The organism is Mesorhizobium sp. UC74_2 (genome assembly GCF_042701485.1).
In the GTDB taxonomy this organism is placed as follows: Bacteria; Pseudomonadota; Alphaproteobacteria; order Rhizobiales; family Rhizobiaceae; genus Mesorhizobium.
This window is the reverse complement of the sequence record NZ_CP170562.1, coordinates 1193695-1215631: the sequence shown is the minus strand read 5'-3', so window position 1 is coordinate 1215631 and position 21937 is coordinate 1193695. Positions and strand designations below refer to the sequence as shown.

20 protein-coding genes, 1 other RNA gene and 1 pseudogene are annotated in these 21937 nt (G+C 62.2%); 10 read left to right on the top strand and 12 right to left on the bottom strand.

Annotated elements, in window-relative coordinates; genetic code table 11:
• Positions 1–1017, bottom strand: coding sequence for a 16S rRNA (cytosine(1402)-N(4))-methyltransferase RsmH (rsmH, locus tag ACFJIU_RS05725; protein WP_379068552.1), 1017 nt, complete (start codon positions 1015–1017; stop codon positions 1–3).
• Complete coding sequence (gene mraZ / locus ACFJIU_RS05720) at positions 1014–1472, bottom strand: division/cell wall cluster transcriptional repressor MraZ (RefSeq protein WP_379068549.1); 459 nt, start codon at positions 1470–1472, stop codon at positions 1014–1016. Before mraZ ends, rsmH begins: the two co-directional genes overlap by 4 nt.
• On the opposite strand from mraZ, the gene ACFJIU_RS05715 reads away from it, so the two are divergent.
• Positions 1471–1755, top strand: a complete 285-nt coding sequence (locus tag ACFJIU_RS05715) for a hypothetical protein (protein WP_379068547.1) — start codon at positions 1471–1473, stop codon at positions 1753–1755. The genes mraZ and ACFJIU_RS05715 overlap by 2 nt on opposite strands.
• 130 nt (positions 1756–1885) lie before the next feature.
• Positions 1886–3001: a cystathionine gamma-lyase gene (locus tag ACFJIU_RS05710; RefSeq protein ID WP_379068544.1), complete on the top strand. Its 1116-nt coding sequence runs from the start codon at positions 1886–1888 to the stop codon at positions 2999–3001.
• Positions 3002–3128: 127 nt separating this feature from the next.
• On the opposite strand, the gene rnpB is transcribed toward ACFJIU_RS05710, so the two are convergent.
• From rnpB to ACFJIU_RS05680, 6 genes are all read right to left on the bottom strand, one after another.
• An RNA gene (rnpB, locus tag ACFJIU_RS05705) (RNase P RNA component class A) lies at positions 3129–3525 on the bottom strand.
• A 130-nt stretch (positions 3526–3655) separates the two neighbouring features.
• Positions 3656–4459 carry a lytic transglycosylase domain-containing protein gene (locus ACFJIU_RS05700; RefSeq protein ID WP_379068541.1) on the bottom strand — a complete coding sequence of 268 codons (804 nt, stop codon included), beginning with the start codon at positions 4457–4459 and terminating at the stop codon, positions 3656–3658.
• Between the two features lie 184 nt (positions 4460–4643).
• Positions 4644–5408: an N-acetylmuramoyl-L-alanine amidase gene (locus tag ACFJIU_RS05695; protein WP_379068538.1), complete on the bottom strand. Its 765-nt coding sequence runs from the start codon at positions 5406–5408 to the stop codon at positions 4644–4646.
• Complete coding sequence (locus ACFJIU_RS05690; RefSeq protein ID WP_129414223.1) at positions 5405–6124, bottom strand: DnaJ family molecular chaperone; 720 nt, start codon at positions 6122–6124, stop codon at positions 5405–5407. Before ACFJIU_RS05690 ends, ACFJIU_RS05695 begins: the two co-directional genes overlap by 4 nt.
• Positions 6125–6252: 128 nt before the next feature.
• A complete protein-coding gene (locus tag ACFJIU_RS05685; RefSeq protein ID WP_379068533.1) occupies positions 6253–6903 on the bottom strand; it encodes a DUF5074 domain-containing protein in 651 nt (216 codons plus the stop codon).
• A gap of 60 nt (positions 6904–6963) precedes the next feature.
• Positions 6964–8184, bottom strand: a complete 1221-nt coding sequence (locus ACFJIU_RS05680) for a helix-turn-helix domain-containing protein (RefSeq protein ID WP_379068530.1) — start codon at positions 8182–8184, stop codon at positions 6964–6966.
• Between the two features lie 118 nt (positions 8185–8302).
• Between ACFJIU_RS05680 and ACFJIU_RS05675 the strand changes: the two genes are divergently transcribed.
• Both ACFJIU_RS05675 and ACFJIU_RS05670 read left to right on the top strand, forming a co-directional pair.
• Positions 8303–8749 carry an SRPBCC domain-containing protein gene (locus ACFJIU_RS05675; RefSeq protein ID WP_379068527.1) on the top strand — a complete coding sequence of 149 codons (447 nt, stop codon included), beginning with the start codon at positions 8303–8305 and terminating at the stop codon, positions 8747–8749.
• Positions 8750–8920: 171 nt separating this feature from the next.
• Positions 8921–10156, top strand: coding sequence for an MFS transporter (locus tag ACFJIU_RS05670; RefSeq protein ID WP_379068524.1), 1236 nt, complete (start codon positions 8921–8923; stop codon positions 10154–10156).
• A 164-nt stretch (positions 10157–10320) separates the two neighbouring features.
• On the opposite strand, the gene ACFJIU_RS05665 is transcribed toward ACFJIU_RS05670, so the two are convergent.
• Positions 10321–10539: a hypothetical protein gene (locus ACFJIU_RS05665; protein ID WP_326895921.1), complete on the bottom strand. Its 219-nt coding sequence runs from the start codon at positions 10537–10539 to the stop codon at positions 10321–10323.
• Between the two features lie 159 nt (positions 10540–10698).
• Between ACFJIU_RS05665 and ACFJIU_RS05660 the strand changes: the two are divergent.
• From ACFJIU_RS05660 to ACFJIU_RS05645, 4 genes and pseudogenes are all read left to right on the top strand, one after another.
• Positions 10699–12158, top strand: a pseudogene (locus ACFJIU_RS05660) (hydantoinase/oxoprolinase family protein); the annotation flags it as partial.
• Complete coding sequence (locus ACFJIU_RS05655; protein WP_379072973.1) at positions 12147–14372, top strand: hydantoinase B/oxoprolinase family protein; 2226 nt, start codon at positions 12147–12149, stop codon at positions 14370–14372. The pseudogene ACFJIU_RS05660 and the gene ACFJIU_RS05655, both read left to right, overlap by 12 nt.
• An 85-nt stretch (positions 14373–14457) precedes the next feature.
• Positions 14458–15702: a DUF3419 family protein gene (locus tag ACFJIU_RS05650; RefSeq protein WP_379068520.1), complete on the top strand. Its 1245-nt coding sequence runs from the start codon at positions 14458–14460 to the stop codon at positions 15700–15702.
• Entirely contained in the window at positions 15702–16361 is a 660-nt protein-coding gene (locus ACFJIU_RS05645) for a class I SAM-dependent methyltransferase (protein WP_379068517.1), read from the top strand. Before ACFJIU_RS05650 ends, ACFJIU_RS05645 begins: the two co-directional genes overlap by 1 nt.
• Positions 16362–16418: 57 nt before the next feature.
• Here the strand turns inward: ACFJIU_RS05645 and ACFJIU_RS05640 are convergent, their stop codons facing one another.
• Positions 16419–17801, bottom strand: coding sequence for a serine hydrolase domain-containing protein (locus tag ACFJIU_RS05640; protein WP_379068514.1), 1383 nt, complete (start codon positions 17799–17801; stop codon positions 16419–16421).
• Positions 17802–18114: 313 nt separating this feature from the next.
• Here ACFJIU_RS05640 and ACFJIU_RS05635 point away from each other — a divergent pair, with 313 nt between their 5' ends.
• Positions 18115–18912 carry a GH25 family lysozyme gene (locus ACFJIU_RS05635; protein WP_379068511.1) on the top strand — a complete coding sequence of 266 codons (798 nt, stop codon included), beginning with the start codon at positions 18115–18117 and terminating at the stop codon, positions 18910–18912.
• An 83-nt stretch (positions 18913–18995) separates the two neighbouring features.
• Entirely contained in the window at positions 18996–20246 is a 1251-nt protein-coding gene (locus ACFJIU_RS05630; RefSeq protein WP_379068508.1) for a lytic murein transglycosylase, read from the top strand.
• 103 nt (positions 20247–20349) lie between these two features.
• Here ACFJIU_RS05630 and ACFJIU_RS05625 read toward each other — a convergent pair whose 3' ends face one another.
• Together ACFJIU_RS05625 and ACFJIU_RS05620 are read right to left on the bottom strand one after the other, a co-directional pair.
• Positions 20350–20697 carry an MliC family protein gene (locus tag ACFJIU_RS05625; RefSeq protein ID WP_379068505.1) on the bottom strand — a complete coding sequence of 116 codons (348 nt, stop codon included), beginning with the start codon at positions 20695–20697 and terminating at the stop codon, positions 20350–20352.
• A gap of 11 nt (positions 20698–20708) precedes the next feature.
• Positions 20709–21929: an alanine racemase gene (locus ACFJIU_RS05620; RefSeq protein WP_379068502.1), complete on the bottom strand. Its 1221-nt coding sequence runs from the start codon at positions 21927–21929 to the stop codon at positions 20709–20711.
• Positions 21930–21937: the final 8 nt, after the last annotated feature.

Sequence of the window (21937 nt, the reverse complement as noted above, 5' to 3'; positions counted from 1 at the left end):
TCACCTCTCGCCCGGCACGGAAACGCCGGGAAGCTTTGGAAGACCGAACTGGGCAAGATCACCGGCGCGGGCTGGGGCGTCCGTCCGGATCGCGGCTCGCAGCCTGGCGGAACGCGCGCGCGGATTCACGGCAAGTTCCGCATCTCCTGCCGTGACGCCCCCGCCCTGCTTGCGGAAGGTGGCGGTCCGGATCTGCGTCTCGGGCATATGGCGCGAGCCTGCCGCCTGTTCCGAACGGTCGGCGATGAAACGCTTGACGATGCGGTCCTCGAGCGAATGGAAAGTTACCACCACCAGCCGGCCGCCCGGCTTCAGCACGCGTTCGGCCGCCAGCAGCGCTTTCGCCAGTTCCCCCAGCTCATCGTTGACGAAAATCCGCAGCGCCTGGAAGACGCGCGTCGCCGGATGGATCTTGTCGCCCGGCTTGCGACCGATGTGGGTCTCGATGGCATCTGCAAGATCGAGCGTGCGTTCGAACGGCTTCTTGGCTCGCCGCGCTTCGATCATACGCGCGATACGGCCGGAATGCCGCTCTTCGCCGAGGAAGCCGAAAATGCGGGCAAGGTCGTTGGATTTGAAATTGTTGACGACGTCGGCGGCACTGACGCCGGCCTGCGCCATGCGCATGTCGAGCGGACCGTCGAAACGAAAGGAAAAGCCGCGCTCGGCCTGGTCGAGCTGCATGGAAGAGACACCGATGTCGAGCACGACGCCATCGACCGCTTCGGCATGTTCATCCAGCGTCGAGAATGGTGCATGCACCAGCCTCAGCCGTCCGCCCGTTTCCTGCTCCAGCGCCCTGCCCGCGGCGATTGCATCCGGGTCGCGGTCGACACCGATGACGGATGCGCCGTTGTCGAGGATCGCCCTGCTGTAACCGCCAGCGCCGAAAGTGCCGTCGATAATGGTGTCGCCCGGCTGCGGCGCAAGCGTCTCCAGAACCTCGGCGAGGAGGACCGGAATGTGGCGGGCCGGTCCGCCATCGGCGTGGAGATCATCGCCGTGGCCCACCGTCATTCCGGTCGCTCCCCTGGCTTCGTCCCCTGCCGAAGATGCAAGAGCCTGGCTCGTGCCGCCGCACCATAGGCGGCCAGCCGTTCCGGCTCCCAGATCTGGAAAAAACTGCCCCTCCCCACGAAGGCCACTTCGGTTGTTATTCCGGTATGTTCGCGAATGAAATCGGTCAACGTGACGCGCCCATCCTGATCCAGCTTGAGAAACGTGCCATCGCCATGACAGAAGAAGGACATATCGTCCGTCGTCTGCAGGAATGGATCTTCCTGCGCGATGCGCTGCTCGTAGCGGTCGAGCAGATCGAGCCCACCGACATCCATTGCGGCTTGATCCAGGCAGCGCAGTGCATAGAGCTCCGAATAGCCGCGCCTCTGCAGAACCGTTCGGAAATGCGCAGGCACGGAGACGCGCCCTTTGGCGTCGATCCGGTTCACCGCATTTGACAGAAAACGGTCCATGACGCATCGCGGCCGCCTGCGCAGCCGCACCCTCCGACTTCCTCGTAGCCATGCCGCCGCGGCACGATCGTTTCACCAGGCCTTGGGTTTCGAACAGAGCAAAAAACGACGAACGCACAGCCGCCGCGACTGGCCCTTCGGCGCACGCTTCACCCTGACACGAAACGAAGGCTTGATTAGCGAGATGGGATATCATGGGGCATCATGGGCGTCAACGGGAACAGGCTTTCCAAACCCCTTCGAAGGCGAGATTGCGGGCACTGCCGTGTTTATCCTCTATTAAGCCTAACGAAGTGTTTAAGAGCAGCTTGGCTCTTGCCCCGATCAGCCGCTGGACCTAGCCTCGCTGTTGCTCGCAGGAGCATGCTCATTTCAGCCTGCAAGCCTTCCCCCAGCCCATTCCGGGATCCGTTATGTCCGAAACAGCTTCCTCCCGCGCCGCAGGGCTCCTTCACTTGAGACGCGAGGGGCTCTCCAGAGGCGACGCCATCCCGTTGCCGCTGACTATGGCATCGATTTTCCATGCACCGGGAGATTCGACGGGCTTCCACCAGTATGGGCGTTTTTCCAACCCGACCTGGGATGGAACCGAGGAGATGCTGTCGCGCCTGGAAAATGCGCCCGTGCTTGCCTTTCCCTCGGGAATGGCTGCGATCTCCGCGGTATTCTTCGCGCTTCTGAAGGCGGGGGATCGCATCCTGCTGCCTTCCGACGGCTATCACACAACGCGCATCCTGGCCGACCGTTTCCTTGGTGCGTTCGGCGTGCAGTTCCACACCAGGCCAACCGCGTCATTCCTCGATGGCGGCTTCGACGGCTATCGGCTGGTCTTCGTGGAAAGCCCGTCCAATCCGACCTTGGACATCTGCGATATCACGGCCGCCTCCGAAGCGATCCACAGGGTTGGCGGGCTGCTTGTCGTCGACAACACCACGATGACGCCTTTCGGCCAGCGCCCGCTCGACCTCGGTGCAGACATCGTCGTTGCCGCCGACACCAAGGCGCCGAACGGTCATTCCGACGTACTCGCCGGTCATGTCGCCAGCCGCAGCACGGATATCATGGCGGCGATAAGGGAATGGCGTACGACCTCAGGCAGCATTCCAAGCCCGTTCGATGCATGGCTCCTGCATCGCGGCCTGGAAACGCTGGAGGTCCGCTTCGATCGCATGTGCAACACCGCGGAACTTCTTGCGCCACGGATCAAGGCACATCCTGCGGTCAGATCACTTCGTTTCCCTGGCCTTCAGGGCGACCCTTCACACAATCTCGCCAGCACACAGATGGAGCGCTTCGGTTTTCTGATCAGCTTCGTGCTGGATTCCGAAGATGACGCCGAGGCCTTCATCAACGGCTGCGAATTGATGGCGGCCGCCACCTCCTTCGGCGGCGTGCACACCTCGGCTGAACGCCGCACCAAGCGTGGCGACGCAGTGCCGCCAGGCTTCGTACGACTGGCTGTCGGCTGCGAGCCAGCCGAAGAATTGTGGGCCGCGATCAAGGCTTCGCTGGATCGGCTCCATTCCTGACGGGCGACACCAGGCCGGAAACACACGCAACGCGCAAGCGGGTACGCCCCGATCTCTTAAGCAACGCAGCAGCAACCTGAATCAGACTCCACGCTGATGGCGCGAAGCCGCTGAATTCTGGAAGAAAAATGCCAGCCGGCCTGTAAGCCGGGTTCTGTATGGCCCCCGCCCCTTGCGAAGCGGGAACGTGGCGGCCATTCATCTTGGACGCATGTTGCCATACGCCTCACGCAACCTACCCGGGCAGTGGGCCGGAAACAGCCCTGAGGGTTTCCCCTCGTACCGCCCCTATTCGGTTTTGCTCCCGGTGGGGTTTGCCTTGCCGCTTCCGTTACCGGTCGCGCGGTGGGCTCTTACCCCACCCTTTCACCCTTACCGCGGAAACCGCGGCGGTTTGCTTTCTGTGGCACTTTCCCTGGGGTCGCCCCCGCCGGCCGTTAGCCGGCACCGTGTCTCCATGGAGCCCGGACTTTCCTCACCCGCAGCCTTTCGACTCTCGCTGGTGCGGCCGCCCGGCCGGCTGGCAGGGGTATAAAGGCGTTCGCGATCCAAAAGGCAAGAGCACTCGTTCTCGGTTTGCCTTCGAAACGGGTTCGAGTGGTGAGCCGTTGGCTCCCCAATGGCGGCGAAAGCCGGTGGAGCCGTATGCTCAGATCAACCAGCGCTGCCGATCTGCGCCACAACCTTGCGGCAATAGGCTGAAGACGTCGGGTTCATACGCTTGGCGCCATGGCCGGCATTGTATTTGAGAATGGTACCGCAAGTGGTGCCGCCACCGAGCTCACGGGCCATGCCGAGATACTTCATGCCATATTTGATGTTGGTCTCGGGATTGTGCAGTCCCTTGGCCGAGCCGCTGTAACCCATCATGCGCGCGGTGGCAGGCTTGATCTGCATAAGGCCGATCTCGCCGGCGCGGCCAACCATACCCGGCTGATAGTTGCTCTCGACCTTGATCACCGCATGCGCCAGCGACACCGGCACGCCATAGGCGGCGGCATAACGCGACACGATGGTGGAATAACGAGAACCCGCAACGCTGGGCTTGACGGCACCTGGCGTGATCGACGCGGTCGTGAACGTGTCGTAGATCACCTTGGTCTTCGCCTTGGCCGTCTTCACGCTCTTGCCAACCTTTGCATTCGCGGCGGTCTTGGCATCTTTCGAGCAACCAAACAGATACGGGCAAGGCTCGACCGCTGACGTGGCGCTCACGGTCTTTGTGGCTTTGACGGTGGAGGCAACCTTGGGTGCCTTGATAACCTTCGCCCTCTTGCTGGCTTTTACGGTCTTCGTGACTTTGGTCATCTTCTTGGCCGGCGTTGTGGCCGCAACCTGCTTTACGACCGGAGTGCCCTGGTCTGCTCTGAGACTAGCCGCCATGCTGTCCTGCGAAGCAAAGGCAAAAGAAATCACGCCGGCAGCAACAGCTGCCGCTACAATGAACGGTTTGTGCATGTGGTCCTGTTTTTCTTGGCCACGCGAAGAAGTACGCGCAGCATCCTGTAATGAATGCCGGACTAGACTGGCATTTGTCCTGCATCGGTGTGGATTTGCGTTTGAAACCGGATTTGGCGGCAATGAAGGCCGCACAATTCAATTCATGTTACAGAATGTAATATTAAATGGCCGATCGAAATATTCAGCCGAGACTTGCCGTGACGGAAACGACGAGGCGCCGTAGCGTCCTGATTGTCGAGCCGTCCGCAATTCCGTCAACCAGGCGCGGCCGAAAATGGCGCTGGAACGCCTCGACGACGATCCGCGTCGACGAATCAAAAACACCTGTGATTTCAATACCATAACCATAAATCGCAAGCAGGGACTGCAATTCTTCGACGTTGTGCCCCGTATCACCTTCCTGCAAAATCGGTCCCTGTCGGATCGGAGATGCCGGCACGAGATGGCCGACGCCTGCGGCGTGCAGCACCTTCCACGGAAATTTTTCGCCAGGATCGACCTTGCGACCGGGTGCCACATCCGAATGAGCCAGAATCCGCTCGGACACGATATCGTGACGGGCCACAATATCGGCGGTGAGTGCGATCACCGCCTCGATCTGGCGCTTCGGAAATGCCCTGTACCCTAGCGTATGGCCCGGATTGACGATCTCGATGCCGACCGAAGCCGAGTTGAGGTCGGTGTGGCCGCGCCACGAACTTTTGCCGGCGTGCCATGCCCTGTCGCTTTCGCGTACCATCTGCACGACACGGCCGTCCTCGTGCACCAGATAATGCGCAGATACTTCGCTGACCGGATTACACAGCCATGCTTCGGCACCTGCTCCGGTTTTCATGCCGGTGTAGTGCAACACGACCATATCGGGATGGAACGGGCCGCGACGCGGCCCGAAATTCGGCGACACCCTGACCTCGGCTCCTGCGTGATCGGGCGAGAAGCCACTCATGCCGGCGCGAGATCCCGTTCGATCATCTCATACGCCGCGTTGATTGCGGCAACACGCGTCGTGGCGATCTTGATGAACTCCTGCGGCAGGCCGCGTGCAATCACCTTGTCCGGATGGTTCTCCGCAACAAGCTTGCGATAACGCTTCTTCACCTCGTCGAACGGTCGCCCGCGCTCGATACCGAGCACGACATAGGGATCGTCCGCCCCGAGATGCACGTGACGGGCGAGGATCGTCTTGTAGTGCGATTCCTCGATCCGGAAGATTTCAGACACCCGGTGCAGGAACTGGCCTTCCCGCTCGTGCAAGACGCCATCGGCGGTGGCAATGTGGAAGAGACCATCGAGAATGTCTTCCAGCATCATGCAGTTGGCATGACCTGACCCACACAGGTTTGCGAGCTTTTCAGCGTAAGACTCGAAACCGGCGACATCCTGCTTTGCCAGATCATAGAGCCGCGCGACATTGTGCGTCTCTTCCGGCGGCACTTCGAAGATTTCACGAAACGCACGGATCTCGTCCTGCGTAACCACGCCATCGGCCTTGGCCATCTTGGCCGAAAGCGCGATCATCGCGACCGAGAAGGAGACGCGGCGACGCAATTCGGCATCACCGGAGAAGACCGTGCGCACCGCCTCGACCACTTCGGCGATACCGGCCGAGGCGGAGGCTGAAACACGGGCGATGAAATCGCCGATACGATCCCAAATCGACATGTGCCCCTCTTAGAACCAAGCACGTGGCGCTATCAAGGCATGATCGCGCCTATGCGTTGGTGCTGCACCAATCGACAACGCCGATTGGTTCCGTAAGAAACGGGCCGAAGGTCGAAAAGGTTGCGCCCTCAGGCCGGCTGTGCCGCAATGTCGCGCCTGGGTCGGCGCACGGCCCTGAGCTTGCCACTGTTGCCGCCGCCACAGAAGAACGTGTCGGCGCCATCGGATTCGAGGCCGGAGACACCGGTCCCGTCCGGCATGGTCAGTTCCTCCAGCACCTCGCCGGTAAGCGGGTCGATCCGCCGCAATTCGCTTGCGTCACCCTGCCAGGTCCCATGCCACAGTTCACCATCCACCCAGGTGACCCCGGTGACGAAGCGGTTGGAATCGATGGAACGAATTATCCTGCCGGTCTCGGGGTCGATCTGATGGATTTTCTGGGCGCGATACTCACCGACCCAGAGCGACCCTTCGGCCCAGGCCATTCCGGAATCGCCACCGTTACCCGGCGCCGGGATCGTGGAAAGCACCTTGCCGGTCTTCGGATCGATCTTATGGATCTGACTTTCGGCGATCTGATAGATGTTTTGACCATCAAATGCGGTGCCGGCATGGGCGATCATATCAATGGCGCGAACAGATTCGCCGCTTTTGGGATCAAGCACATTGAGCTTGTCACCACTGGCGAACCACACATTCTCGCCATCGAAGGTCACTCCATGCACGTCTCCCGAAAAGGGACCATATTCGCGCAGAATCTCGGCGGGGGTGGGTTTCATGGTTTTCCTTCCCAAGTTGACGTTGACGGCCAGCCGTCGGCTACGGTCATCGGCAACATCCTAGCTGCCTGGCAGCGGCCCGGGGAGTAACAAGGTTGTCGGGAAGCCGGGCACCGACGGCGTCACCCAGCGCAGTGCGCGCCCCTTCCCGAAGGATTGCACCTTACCGCTGGCGGAAAGCTGCTCCAGTGCCCGTTGGACCGTGCGCGGGCTGGCATCCAGCGCAATCGCCAGTGCCGAACTGGACCACGCCTCGCCATCGGCCAGAAAGGCGAGCACCGCAGCATGCTCCTCCTCGACCAGCGGCGCCAGCACCATCACCTCGCCACGCCGACGTGGCACCAGCTTGAAACCTTCGCTCGTGGCGCTGATGTCAGCCAGGCCCCGCAGCTCGGCGCGCAGTCGTCCGATCTCCACCCTCAGCCGTGCCCGATGCGATTCGTCGGCATCTTTGGCTCCAAAGGCACGGGACAGAAGCCGCTCTCGCGAAACGTCTCCCGGCCACGCCTCGGCCAGCGCCCGGGCCAGCGCAAACAACACAGGGCGCGTTGCCAGCGAAACCACAGCATTGCTGGCTCGCACCACATTGCGGCAGGCATCCACAACGAACATTCCCGTCGCGAACAATTCCTCGACCTCTTCGAGCAGCAAGGGTCGTGCCTTGCCTTTCGAAATCAACCGGGCGGCCGGCGTGTCGATCACCAGTGCGGCACTTTCCACTTCCGTCCCCAGCGCAGGAATCCCGGCCTGTTGAGCCGCCTGCCAGGCCCGCATCAGCGCCTTGCGCGCCTCCTTGAGACGCAGACGCCGGATCGCGATACCAGCCGCCGCGAGCTGGAGCGCGCTCCGTAATGGCGGTGGCAGCGGCGCGAGATCGAGGTCGGCAATCAGGCTTTCTGCCTCATCAAGACGACCAATCAGCAACAGGCGCCGTATCTCAAGCGTACGTGCATGCGCGGCATTCGCGTGGTCGCCATGTGTTTCCAGTGTAACACGGGCTGTATCGAGCGCCTTGCCCGGCCAGGCGAGATCCCGCGAGACAAGCGCGATTTCAGCTTCGGCGACGATACAGCGCGCCCGTGCGACCGCTTCCTTCGGGCCGAAGGCCCGCGCCGCGCTCTTCAGAAGCGCCTTGGCGCGGACAAGATCGCCAAGCTGCGCCATGGCGATACCGCGCAGCGCCAGCGCGGCTGCATCATCGCGCAAGGCCACCCGCTTCAATGCACCGAGGGGATCACCCCGTGCAAGCGCCTGCCCTGCAGCCGTGATCAGCGAGTCCATCGGAATCCCGTCACACTTGTCACTCTCGCTCGCAATCCTCCGCGGCTACCTTCTTCATCGATGCCAACCACCCGCCGCACCGGTCATGAGATCGACGGCCTCAAGAAAGGAGCATGCAATGACGACGCGCGATTTCACCACCACGATCCTGGTAGAGCAATCTGCAAAAACTGCCTTCGACGCCATCAATCGCCCACGCGACTGGTGGGGTGAGGAGATAGAGGGCTCTCCCGATGTCCTCGATGGCGAATGGACCTATCGCTACAAGGACATGCATTTCTCCAAGCATATGACGGCAGAACTGGTCCCCGAACGCAAGGTCGTCTGGCACGTCCTCGATTCACGGATGAGTTTCCTCAAGGACAAGGAAGAATGGAAGGGCACCAAGATCGTGTTCGACCTCTCCAGTAAAGGCGACAAGACGGAAATCCGCTTCACTCATGCCGGCCTGGTCCCCGAAGTCGAGTGCTTCGACATCTGCAAGGAGGCCTGGAGCGGCTTGATCCACGATAGTCTTCGGGAACTGATCGAAACCGGCCACGGACAGCCCGACACGGTCGAATGACCGATTTGGCGGTGGGTTGGCGTGACATTCCTGCCGCTTCCACCCAATCCGGCAGCCGTCGAAGGTTCTCGGTCCCATCAACCTGGAAACCGCGCCTCAGTGGCTCACTCGCCCCTCGAATGGATTTCGCCGGGCAAGCAATCACGCGCGCGCCAGAATCAGGGGATTCCCATGTCCACCACCGAAACGCAAAATTCCTATCGCTGGGTGCTCGTCGCCCTTGGCGCGCTGATGACCTGCGTGACCATTGGGGCGATGTTTTCATTGGCTGTCTTCATGCCGCACATCTCGGCCGCCACCGGCTGGACGCGAGCGGGCATTTCCAGTGCGATGACATTCAACTTCCTGATGATGGGTATCTCGAGCTTCGGCTGGGGTATGCTCACGGATCGCATCGGCACCCGCCCCGTGGTGTTGATCGGCTCCATCCTGCTCGGAGTGGTGCTGGTTCTGGCCAGTCGTGCGACGAACCTGCTGCTGTTCCAGCTCACTTACGGTATCGGCGTCGGTCTTGCCGGTGGCGCGTTCTTCGCGCCGATGATGGCCGCTGTCACAGGCTGGTTCGACAAGCATCGCGGCCTCGCCGTTTCCCTGGTTTCCGCCGGCGTCGGTGTCGCGCCTGCGACCGTGTCGCCATTTGCAGCCTGGTTGCTTGCCAGCTACGACTGGCGCACCGCGATGATGACGATCGGGGTGCTCGCAACGGCCATCCTTCTTCCGGCTGCCTTCTTTGTCAGGAACGCCCGGCAGGCGCCGGCAAACGATCCGGCCCCGAAAGGCGCGACTGTCACCATCGGAGCAGCGGACAATCCGTTGTCGAGGGCCTTCCGCTCGCCACAGTTCGTACTGCTTGCCGGCACCTACTTCCTGTGCTGCGCAGCGCATTCCGGCCCGATCTTCCATATCATGAGCTACGCCATCAGCTGCGGTATCTCCTCCATGGCTGCCGTCAGCATCTACAGTGTCGAAGGCATCGCCGGGCTGGGCGGCAGGTTGCTGTTCGGTGTGGCGGCGGATCGCTTCGGCCCAAAGCGGGTTCTCGTCATCGGCCTGCTCATCCAGGCCCTGGTGATTGCCGCCTATCTCTCAGCCGATCAGCTCAGCACCTTCTATGTCCTGGCCATCATCTTCGGCGCAGCCTATGGCGGGGTGATGCCGCTCTACGCATTGCTGGCTCGCGAATATTTCGGCCAGCAGGTGATGGGCTCGGTGCTCGGCGCGCTTGCCATGGCGTCCAGCTTCGGCATGGCTCTGGGGCCTGTCGCCGGCGGCTGGATATTCGATCGCTTCGACGTCTATGACTGGCTGTTCATCGGCTCGTCCATCATCGGCATCGCCGCCTTCCTGATCGCGCTCGCCTTCCCGCCCTTCGCTTCGGCCCGGCGCGAGCAACCGGCAGCGGCCTAGTGCAACGCCAGCAAAATGCGCGGCGGTTTTGCGTCCGGATTTGCGCAAAACAAAGAGTCAGGTGACGCGGTAGTAAAAAAGGCCGGGACACGTCCCGGCCTTTCCGATTCATGGGGCCGACTTTTGCCAGCCCCCGATGCCAGCCGTTTGGCCGACCGTCGCGCTCACTGTGCGGGCGCGGTGGAATTCGGCTGTGCCGGCTTCGAGGCGTCGGCCGGCGGCTGTGCCTCAGGCGTAGCCGGCTTCATCGGCTCGGCTGCGGGCGGCGTGGCTTGCGTCGTGGTGTTGTCGGTACCTCCGGTACCGCCGCCTTTGTTTTCACTGCAGGCGGCAACGCCGAGCAAAAGCAGCGCGGAAACCGAGGCCAGGACGAGCTTATTCATCGCATTTCTCCTTCGCAACTTCACCCCCTGTGAAGGGCGGCACATCAGAAATGCGGGACTCGCGCATCGGTTTCGTCACATTGCGTTTCGTCCTGTAACAGCGTTCGGACTTCGTTGAGCCGTTGCCGGCCTCGGCCTTCGGCACTAACAGGGGTAGGAATGCACCCGAAAGGATGGTCGATGAGCGCGAAATGGGATTTCTGGATCGACCGCGGCGGTACCTTCACCGACGTCATCGGCAAGGCGCCGAACGGCTCATTGATACCACTGAAGTTGCTGTCCGAAAATCCGGAGGCCTATCCGGACGCGGCCATCCACGGCATCCGCACCCTGCTCGGCGCCAAGGCAGGCGAGCCGATCCCGTCTGGATTGATCGGCGAGGTGCGCATGGGCACGACGGTTGCCACCAATGCGCTTCTGGAACGCAAAGGTGATCGGGTTCTGCTCCTGATCACCAAGGGCTTCCGTGACGCGCTTCGCATCGCCTATCAGGCCAGGCCAGACATCTTCGCAAAGGAAATCCTGCTCCCCGAACAGCTCTACGAACGTGTAGTGGAGGTACCCGAGCGTGTGCGCGCCGATGGCTGCGCGGAACGGCTGCTCGACATTGCCGACGTCAAGCCGGCGATCGAACAAGCCAGGGCCGACGGCATCGATGCCGTCGCCATCGTCTTCATGCACGCCTGGAAATATCCGGAGCATGAAAGAGCCGTGGCCAGGGTTTGCCGAAACGCAGGGTTTTCCCAGGTTTCGGTCAGCCACGAGGTTTCGCCGCTGATCAAGCTGGTTGGCCGTGGCGACACCACGGTCGTCGATGCCTATCTCTCGCCGATCCTGTCGCGTTACGTGCAGCGGGTAGCCGCAGAACTCGGCACCGTTGCCACCGACGACCAGTCCGGGAACTCACCCGAAGGCCCGAGACTGATGTTCATGATGTCATCCGGTGGGCTCACGGCAGCGGACAAATTCCAGGGCAAGGATGCGCTTCTCTCCGGCCCGGCCGGCGGCGTCGTCGGCATGGTCGAAACGGCGAAGCTTGCCGGCTTCGACAAGGTCATCGGCTTCGACATGGGTGGTACTTCCACCGATGTCGCCCACAGTGACGGTGACTATGAGCGCGCCTTTGACACGGAGGTAGCCGGCGTGCGGGTGCGCGCGCCGATGATGCGCATCCATACCGTTGCCGCCGGCGGCGGCTCCATACTGCAATTCGAGGCTGGCCGTTTTCGCGTCGGCCCGGATTCGGCCGGCGCCAACCCCGGCCCTGCCTGCTATCGGCGCGGCGGACCGCTTGCCGTGACCGACGCCAACGTCATGCTCGGCAAGCTGCAGCCGGATTTTTTCCCGTCGATCTTCGGCCCCAACGGGACGAACCGCTGGATGTCGCGACAGTGCGCTCGAAATTCGAAGCCCTGGCGGCTGAAACGGGCGATGGGCGTTCCCCGGAAGCCGTGGCAGAGGGTTTCGTCACCATTGCGGTCGAGAACATGGCCAACGCCATCAAGAAGATATCGGTGCAGCGCGGCTACGACGTGACTGGCTATCTGCTGAACTGTTTCGGCGGCGCCGGTGGCCAGCATGCCTGCCTTGTCGCCGATGCGCTCGGCATGGAGGCCGTGCTCATACACCCGTTCTCTGGCCTGCTTTCGGCTTACGGCATCGGACTGGCATCGATCTTCGCGACGCGCCAGCAGGCGCTGCTGGAGCCGTTGGCCGATCAATCCCTGCCCGCGATCGAAGCATTGATCGCAGGTCTTGCCGGGGATGTGGCCGATGAGTTGACCATGCAAGGTGTCGCCGACGAAGACATGGCGATGCGTCCTGTCCTCCATATACGCTACGACGGCACCGATACCACGCTGCCGATCAGCTTCCCCGACCACTCGATCGCCGATGCAAGGGCGGCATTCGAGGCCGCCCACAAGGCGCAATTCGGCTTCATCTACGAAAACAAGCAACTGGTCGTGGAGACCGTCGCGGTGGAAGGCAGCAATGGTGGGGATAGCCACCACCAGGAAGCGCTGGCCCCCTCTGGACCACCGCGCGACATGGCCGACGCGCGGCAAAATCGCCGCATCTTCTCGGAAGGAGAGTGGCACGACGCCGGCATCTGGCGCCGTGAAGCGCTACGCCCATCGGACAGGGTTTCCGGCCCGGCACTGATCATCGAGCCGAACCAGACCATCGTCGTCGAGAATGGCTGGCAGGCCGAGATCACGATGCGCAACCACGTGCTGTTGCGTCGGACCGTCAGGAAACGGCGCAGGGCGGCCTTGGGCACCGAAGCCGACCCAGTCATGCTGGAGGTCTTCAACAACCTGTTCATGTCGATCGCCGAGCAGATGGGCGTAACGCTGCAGAACACCGCCTATTCGGTCAACATCAAGGAACGGCTCGATTTTTCATGTGCGGTCTTCGACAGCGATGGCGCGCTGGTCGCCAACGCCCCCCACATGCCAGTGCACCTCGGCTCGATGGACCGTTCCGTCGAAACCATCATCCGGCTCAACGCGGGTGATGTCCGCCCCGGGGATGTCTTCGCATTGAATGCTCCCTACAATGGCGGTACCCACCTGCCCGATATCACCGTAGTCACGCCGGTGTTCGACGATACGCAGGAAAACATCCTGTTCTGGGTTGCCTCACGCGGCCACCACGCCGATGTCGGCGGCACGGCGCCCGGTTCGATGACGCCGCTCGCCACCACCGTCGACGAGGAAGGCGTGCTGTTCGACAACTTCCGCCTCGTCGAGCGCGGGCGTTTCCGCGAAGCCGAACTGGTGAGCCTGCTTTCCGACCATCCCTACCCTGCCCGAAACCCGGCACAGAACGTCGCCGACCTCAAGGCACAGATTGCCGCCAACAAGAAAGGCGTCGCCGAGTTGCGCAGGATGGTGGCGCATTTCAGCTTGCCCGTGGTCAAAGCCTATATGGGGCACGTCCAGGACAACGCCGCCGAAAGCGTACGCCGCGTGCTCGAACGCCTGCCGGACACCTCGGCCTATGAATATCCGACCGACACGGGTCAGGTGATCAAGGTCAAGATCAGTGTCGACCGGACCGGGCGCGAGGCGACCGTCGACTTCACCGGCACGTCGCCGGTGATGAAGAACAATTTCAATGCGCCGGAACCCGTGGCGCGGGCAGCCGTGCTTTATGCCTTCCGGGTGATGGTCGAGGACAACATCCCCATGAACGCCGGCTGTCTCAGGCCGATCAACATCGTCATCCCCGAAGGATCGATGCTGAAGCCAGCCTATCCGGCTGCCGTCGTCGCCGGCAATGTCGAGACCTCGCAACATGTGACCAACGCACTGTTCGGCGCCATGGGAGCGATGGCCAATGCCCAGGGCACGATGAACAACCTGACCTTCGGCAATGACCGCCACCAATATTACGAGACGATCTGCTCGGGCTCGCCGGCGGGGCGCATGAACGATGGGCGCGGTTTCGCCGGCACCTCGGGCGTGCACACCCACATGACCAATTCGCGCCTGACCGATCCGGAAATCCTCGAACTGCGCTTTCCTGTGCTGCTCGAAGACTTCCGCATCCGCGAGGGCTCAGGTGGCAAGGGACGCTGGCGGGCCGGCGATGGCACACGCCGTTCCATCCGCTTCCTGGAGAAGATGCAATGCGCGATCCTGTCCTCGCATCGCTCGCGCCCGCCGCAAGGCCTCGATGGCGGCGGTGATGGCGAGATGGGCAGCACCAAGGTGCGTCGTCTTGATGGCCGGGTCGACGTGCTGAAGGCCTGTGACCAGACCGTTCTGGAAGCCGGCGAAGCGGTCGTTGTCACCACCCCGACGCCGGGAGGTTTTGGCGAGGCCTAGCCCGTTCATCAACCGCTGCTGTCACCGCATTGTCATGACGCTGCGCTACGCGCTTCGCCCAACGTAAACGGGGAATCGCCTTGCCATGTCGGACGTTTCTGCGGAACTGGTTTTCAGGCGCGGCAAGGAAGTCGGAAAAGCGGTCTACCAGAACCGCGCCCTTTCGAAGGCCGGCATCTCGGAACGCCTGTTTGCCCTGCTCTTTTCCGGTCTCGTCTACCCACAGATCTGGGAAGACCCCGACATCGACATGGAAGCGATGCAGCTGGGCGAAGGCCATCGTGTCGTCACCATCGCATCCGGCGGCTGCAACATCCTGGCTTATCTGACGCGCTCGCCGGCCAGGATCGACGCCGTCGACCTCAACGCCGCTCACATCGCGCTGAATCGCATGAAACTTGCAGCGGTGCGCCATCTGCCCAACCAGACCGATCTGTTTCGTTTCTTCGGTGCGGCCGGCATGGAGCACAATTCAGCCGCCTATGACCGCTTCATCGCCCCCAATCTCGATCCGGTCAGCCGGCACTATTGGGAAAAGCGCAGCTGGCGCGGCCGCCGTCGCATCGAAGTGTTCGATCGCAACTTCTACCGCACAGGCCTGCTTGGCCTGTTCATTGCCGCCGGCCACCGCACGGGCCGCCTTTTTGGCGTTAATCCGACCGGCATCATGGCTGCCAGGGACCTAGCCGAGCAGCGCCGCTTCTTTGACGAGAAACTGGCGCCGGTGTTCGACCGCAAGCTCCTGCGTTGGGCCACGTCGCGCAAGGCCTCGCTGTTCGGGCTGGGCATCCCGCCGGCACAATACGACTCCCTGATCACCTCCGGCGACGGCTCTATGGCCAGCGTGCTGAAGGCTCGTCTCGAGAAACTCGCCTGCGACTTTCCGCTGAGGGACAACTATTTCGCCTGGCAGGCTTTCGCGCGGCGCTATCCCAATCCGGGTGAAGCCGCCCTCCCCGCCTATCTGGAAAAGGACAACCATCCGGTCCTCAAGGCGAATGTCGATCGCGTCACCATCAATCACGCCAACATGATCGAATTCCTCGCCGGCAAGGACGCCGGCACCGTCGACCGTTTCATCCTGCTCGACGCACAGGACTGGATGACCGACGATCAGTTGAACGCGCTGTGGACGGAAATCACCCGTAGCGCCGCGCCGGGTGCCCGGGTCATCTTCCGCACCGCGGCCGAGCCAAGCCTGCTGCCGGGTCGCGTCTCGTCTTCGCTGCTCGACCAGTGGGTCTATGAGGAAGATGCCTCGCGTGACTACTCCGCTCGCGACCGCTCGGCGATCTACGGTGGCTTCCACCTTTATGTGAAGCGCGGCTGATGAGCACCCAGGACCTGCCGGCAAACCATGCCGATCTCATGGATGGTGTCTATCGCTGGCAGCGTCACATCTATGACCTGACCCGCAAATATTACCTGCTCGGCCGCGACAGGCTGATCGCCGGCCTCGATGTTCCAGCCAAGGGCAGCGTGCTGGAACTCGGCTGCGGCACCGGTCGCAACCTGGCGCTGACCGCGCGGCATTATCGCGATGCACGCCTTTATGGCCTCGACATCTCCGCCGAGATGCTTGTCAGCGCCCAGGCAGCGATCGCTCGCGAAGGCATTGCCGACAGGACCCTGCTCGCGCGCGCCGACGCAACCGATTTCGATGCGCAGGCGCTGTTCGGCGTCGCGCGCTTCGACCGTGTCTTCGTTTCCTATTCTCTGTCGATGATCCCCGGCTGGGAAAAGACTGTGGCCGCCGGCCTTGCCGTCCTGGCACCGGGTGGTTCGCTCCACGTCGTCGACTTCGGCCAGCAGGAGCGCCTGCCCGGCTGGTTCCGCTCCCTGCTCAGGTCCTGGCTGAAAAAATTCCACGTCAGCCCGCGTGAATCCCTGCGCGAACTACTTGAATCGGAATCCGCCAAAACCGGAGCAAGCCTTTCATTCGAAAGGCTTTATCGCGGTTATACCTGGCTGGCCGTGATACGGCGCTAGAGCGTTTCCACTTTAACGCAAACGCTACGCGCTTTTGCCGGAATTGCGCTGATCCTGCTATTTCAGCGCCTTTGCCAAGGCAGCGGCCAGATTTTGCGGACGATATCCGAGCTTGAACGGCGTCAGCCCCAGCCGCACGATGACCAGCTTCTGCGAGGGGATGACGGCGACCGTTTGGCCGTCATGGCCTTCCAGCCAATAGGCATCGGCCGGCACCCCAGCCTTTGCCGTGGCGCCGGGTTCGTGTTCATTACCCGGAGCCTCGATCCACAACTGCCCACGCGTATAGACCCTGTCGGACGCCGGTGCAGGTTCGCGCATCCAGGCCACGAAGCCGGCGGGAAGGATTTCCTGTCCGTCCCATGTGCCGTCCTGCAGCAGGAACTGGCCAAAACGCGCCCAGTCGCGCGCGGTGGCGTACAGGTAGGACGAGCCGACGAAAGTGCCGTGTTCGTCGGTCTCCATGATCGCGCTGGTCATGCCGATCGGTCCAAACAGCTTGAGCCGCGGCCAGGCCAGCGCCTGCTTGGGATCGGTGAAGGTGTTCTGCCACAGACGCGACAGCATCACCGCCGTGCCGCTGGAGTAGGAATAGGCTTTGCCGGGTTCGCCCGTCAGCGGCTTGGCCGAGGCGAAAGCCGACATGTCCGGTTCCTGATAGAGCATGCGGGTGACATCGGTGACGTCGCCATAATCCTCGTTGAACTCAAGACCGCTCGACATCGCCATCATGTCGGCCAGCGTGATGGCAGCGCGCTTGTCAGCCTTCCAGTCGGGAAACAGACCCTGATCTGTAATGGCAAGCTTGCCCTCCTTGACCAGGGTACCCACGATGGCGGCATTGACCGACTTGGTCATCGACCAGCCGAGCAGTGGTGTCTTGTCCGAGAAACCGGCTCCGTATCGCTCGCCCACGATGCGGCCATTCTGCGCCACCACGACGGCCCGCATACCGGGGCCGGTCAGTGAAGCGTCATCGAGTATCCTGGTAACTTCCGGGTTCTGGGAGGGTTCGACACGACTGCCCTCCGGCCACAGCGCATCCGGCACCGCCGGCGGGACCGAAACGTCGGTCGAGATCGCCTTGGCCGCGGTCATGTTGCCGTCCGGCACATTGGCGCAGCCGAGCCCAGGCCGCAGCACCGCCGTGCCCTTGCCGAAGACACCCAGCAGACCCGCACTCACCGTGCCCGCATCCTTGTCGACATCGAGCATCATCAGCTTCAGGATCGGATGGCCCGGAGCCTGCACATCCACCGCCAGCACCTGCTGGGCGTCCCGGTCGGCCAGGTAAACGTTCGAGCACACGATCTTGGCGGTGTAGTTGGCGGCAATGCGTATCAGCGCCGGCGGAGCCGTCCACAACCAGATCGCCACGCCGACCACGGCAACAACGATCAGCCCCAGCAGCCATTTCAGGATTTTGCCGACGACGCGCATGCACAGCCTCCCAACCGCATTTCACGAACCCAATCTGCCGCGATTGCCCGCCACGCTGCAACTGGAGATGTTTGGATGCCAACATCTTGGCTTGCATTCACAGAACCGTGAGCCCGCTCTTCCGCAGTTGCCCAACCGGCCAGCCTGGGCCATCACGATCCTTGCGTATTCGCCCGCATCAACCGATTATCAACCATGTTGGGTGATTGAGTGGAGAGGCGTGGCGGCAAGTGGGGGGCACCGCAACCGGCTAACAACCGGACAGAACGACCCATCCGCGACCGGCGGCCACCGGTCTGGACCTGAATTTCGGATGCGTCGTCTCGCGATCCTGCTTTGTTTCACTGCCCTTTCCGCCTGCTCGACCGTCGACGCGCTTGCTCCGGTGTCGCCCGGTCCCAGTGGCTCGTCCGTTGCCTTGCGCGCACCGCGTTTCGCCGATTCCAAACCCCATGAATGGGACAGCGGCGCGCCTTGGAATTACGCCGTGCACGGGACCGACGTATCCAAGTACCAGACCTCGGTGGATTGGCCCAAGGCCAGGGCAAGCGGCGTTTCCTTCGCCTTCATCAAGGCGACCGAGGGCGGCGACCGCGTCGACGACATGTTCGCCGACCACTGGCGTGGCACCAAGGCGGCAGGCGTGCCGCGGGCCGCCTACCATTTCTACTATTTCTGTCGGCCGGCCGCGGAACAGGCCCGCTGGTTCATCGAAAACGTACCGAATGAACGCTCCTCCATGCCGCCGGTGCTCGACATGGAATGGAACCCGCAGTCGCCCACCTGCAAGCTCAGGCCTCCGGCAGAGACAGTGCGTTCGGAAATGCGCATTTTCCTGGAGATGGTCGAGAAGCACTACGGCAAGAAGCCGATCATCTATACATCCGTCGATTTCTTCGACGACAACGACCTATCGACCTTCCGCGGCTATCCTTACTGGCTGCGCTCGGTGGCCGGCCACCCGACTCAGAAATATGGCAGCCACCCCTTCACCTTCTGGCAATACACCGGAACCGGTGTCATTCCCGGCATGAAAGGCGACGCCGACATCAACGTCTTCAACGGCTCCGAGGCCGCCTGGAACAAGTGGCTGCGGCAGAACACCCGTTGACAGGGCGGCCACAGCCTGCTTTTCGGGGCTGACTTTCGCCGGTCTCATGTACCGCGCCACGAAATCAGTCCGAAAGGAAGACCATGCGACTGCGCTCCAGCCTCATCGCGGCGCTGCTGCCGGTAATGGCAGCGACCACCGCCATGGCGCAGCAATCCGCGCCCTCAGACCAATTGCCTGCTCCGACGGCAGGCCAGAAGCTGGATCCGACCGCTGCTCCGTGCGGCGGTGACTTCGAAACCTGGAAGCAGGGCGTCGCCGAGGAGGCCAAGGCGGCAGGTGTTGGTGAAACCGGCCTGGACGCGCTCGAAGACGCGACTTTCGACACCCGGGTACTCGCCCGCGACCGCGCTCAAGGCGTATTCTCACAGACGTTCACCCAGTTTTCCGGTCGCATGATCTCGGCCTACCGGCTGAAGCAGGGCAATGCCATGCTGCAGAAATACGGTTCGGTGTTCGCCCGCGCCCAGCAGGAATTCGGCGTTCAGCCAGCCATCGTCACCGCTTTCTGGGCGCTGGAAACCGACTTCGGCGCGGTCCAGGGCGATTTCAACACCCTCAATGCTCTCGTCACACTTTCGAACGATTGTCGCCGCCCCGCGGTGTTCCGTCGTCAGATCATACCGCTGCTCAAGTTGATCGATCGCGGCGACCTGCCCGCGGACGTCAAGGGTGCGTGGGCCGGCGAGATCGGCCAGACGCAGATGCTGCCGATCGACTACCTGGAAGACAGCGTCGACGGCGACAATGATGGCAAGGTCGACCTGCGCAACAGCGCGCCCGATGTCATCATGACCACCGCCAAGAAACTCGAAATCAAGGGCTGGAAACGCGACCAGCCCTGGGTTCAGGAAGTCCGTGTGCCCGACAGCTTGCCCTGGGAGCAGACCGCGCGCACCAACAAGATGCCGATCAGCCAGTGGAACCAGTGGGGCGTGACCAATCCGGACGGCTCGCCGCTCGCCGATAACGGCCTGAAGGCGGGCCTGGCGCTGCCCATGGGCCGCAAGGGTCCGGCTTTCCTGACCTATGACAATTTCGATGTCTATATCGAGTGGAACCAGTCCTTCACCTATGCGCTCACCGCCGCCGTGATGGCGACCCGTTTTGCCGGCGCGCCGGCCTACGATCCACGCAATGCCGAACCCGGCCTCAGCCTGGAACAGATGAAGGAATTGCAGACCAAGCTGGAAGCCAGGGGTTACGATGTCGGCAAGGTCGACGGCATCCTCGGCACCAACACCCGCGACGCCGTGCGCAAGGAACAGATCCGGCTCGGCATCCCCGCCGACGGCTGGCCAACACCGGAACTGCTTGGGAAGCTTTCGTCTTAACCAGAGCGTTTCCGTTTTTCACGGAAACGCGGAAACGCTCTAAGTTTTAGTTTTCGTTGCATTTTGCAACACCAGGTGATTCCACTTGGTGTTGCAAAATGCTCTACTTGATCTGCTTGCAGGTAACCGGCTTTTGCGGACTTTGCATAAGGTCCGTAAAAGTGGCCTCGTTGCCTTTGGTCCACCATTCATATTGCTGCCCGACATAGCGTGCGCCGGAGCCGCTGATGACGGACACGGCGACGATGGTGGATTTGCCGAGATCCAGCACGGCGAACTGATTGGCGCTGGTGTTGATGTAGGTAACGGCCACTTTCTGGCCCGGGCAGGCATACGCCACGCTGGTCGTCTGCGGTTTCTCCTTCCCGGGCAGCTTGAGCGTCACGATGGTCGCCGAGGCTGTCACGGTCATCGCCAGCAATGCGCTGCCAAGCAATACGGCATCCTTCACGATCGTTCTCCTCAATCGGCCATGGTCTCTAGGCTGGCAAACCCCTGTGGTGCATCGCCTTCGTCGAAAGGCGTCGTCACCTCCACGAAGGTGTCAGGGTAGAAACCGTTGAAGCGGGTCCTGAGCGACAGTGAATAGGCTCCGATGTGGCCGATTTCGATCCAGTCGCCCGTGTCCACCGTTTCCGGCAGCCAGAACGGACGCGACAGGATATCGACGGAATCGCAGGTTGCCCCGCAGACCTTGAACGGCACGATGTTCTTCTCCGAGCCATTGCGCGAACGAATCGCCGGATCGGGAATGAAGCGCGCCGGCAAGGTGATCTTGCCGGTCCATGAATCCGACAACGAAGCCCAGATGCCGTCGTTGATGTAGAGCCGCCTGCCCTTGCGCAGGAGCACACGCACGATCAGCGAGAGGCAGCGCGCCACGACCACACGCCCAGGCTCCGCCACGAGCGGCATCTGGTCGAAGCCGTATTCCTTGAGATCGCCGGAAAGCCTGGACATGATCTGGCCGAGCGACGGCATTTCGACATGCTTGCGATTGGGATCGTGGCCGTACTCGGCCGGGAAACCCCCGCCGACATCGAGGCCTGCAAGATCAAAGGAAAGCCGGTTTCGTACCCAGTCCGCAGAGGCAAGCGCCCGCTCATAGGTGTCGGGATCCTCGATCTGGCTGCCGACATGGAAACACAGTCCGACCTTGTAGCCGGTGCGTGCCAGCCGCTCCGCCAGTTCCACCGCATTGGCCGGGCCGGCGCCGAACTTCTTGGACAGCTCATAGGCAGCATGGCCCTTGGTCTGCACGCGCACGAAAACGGTGATAGCACCGGGATCGATGTCGAGCGCGCGCACCACGCGCGTCAGCTTGGTGATTTCGTCCTCATGATCGACTGCGACGACGCGGATGCCGTATTTTTCCAGCGCCAGTTTGATGTCCGACTGTGCCTTGATCGGATGCATGTATAGCATTTCCGCATCCGACGAGACGGCACGCACGGCGGCGAATTCGCCGGGCGAAGCCACATCGAAGGCGGTGACGCCGGCCTCGGCAAGCGTCTTCAGGACGATCTGCTCCCCGTTGGTCTTCACCGCGTAGGCGGTCTTGCCCGGAAACATGTCCATGAACTGGCGGGCGTCGGCTTTCAGCACCTGCGGGCGGAAGCAGTAGACCGGATCGTCGGGGCGAAGGGCGAGAGCTGCCTCGCGGGCATTTTCGAATCGCTGCATGAGGCGAA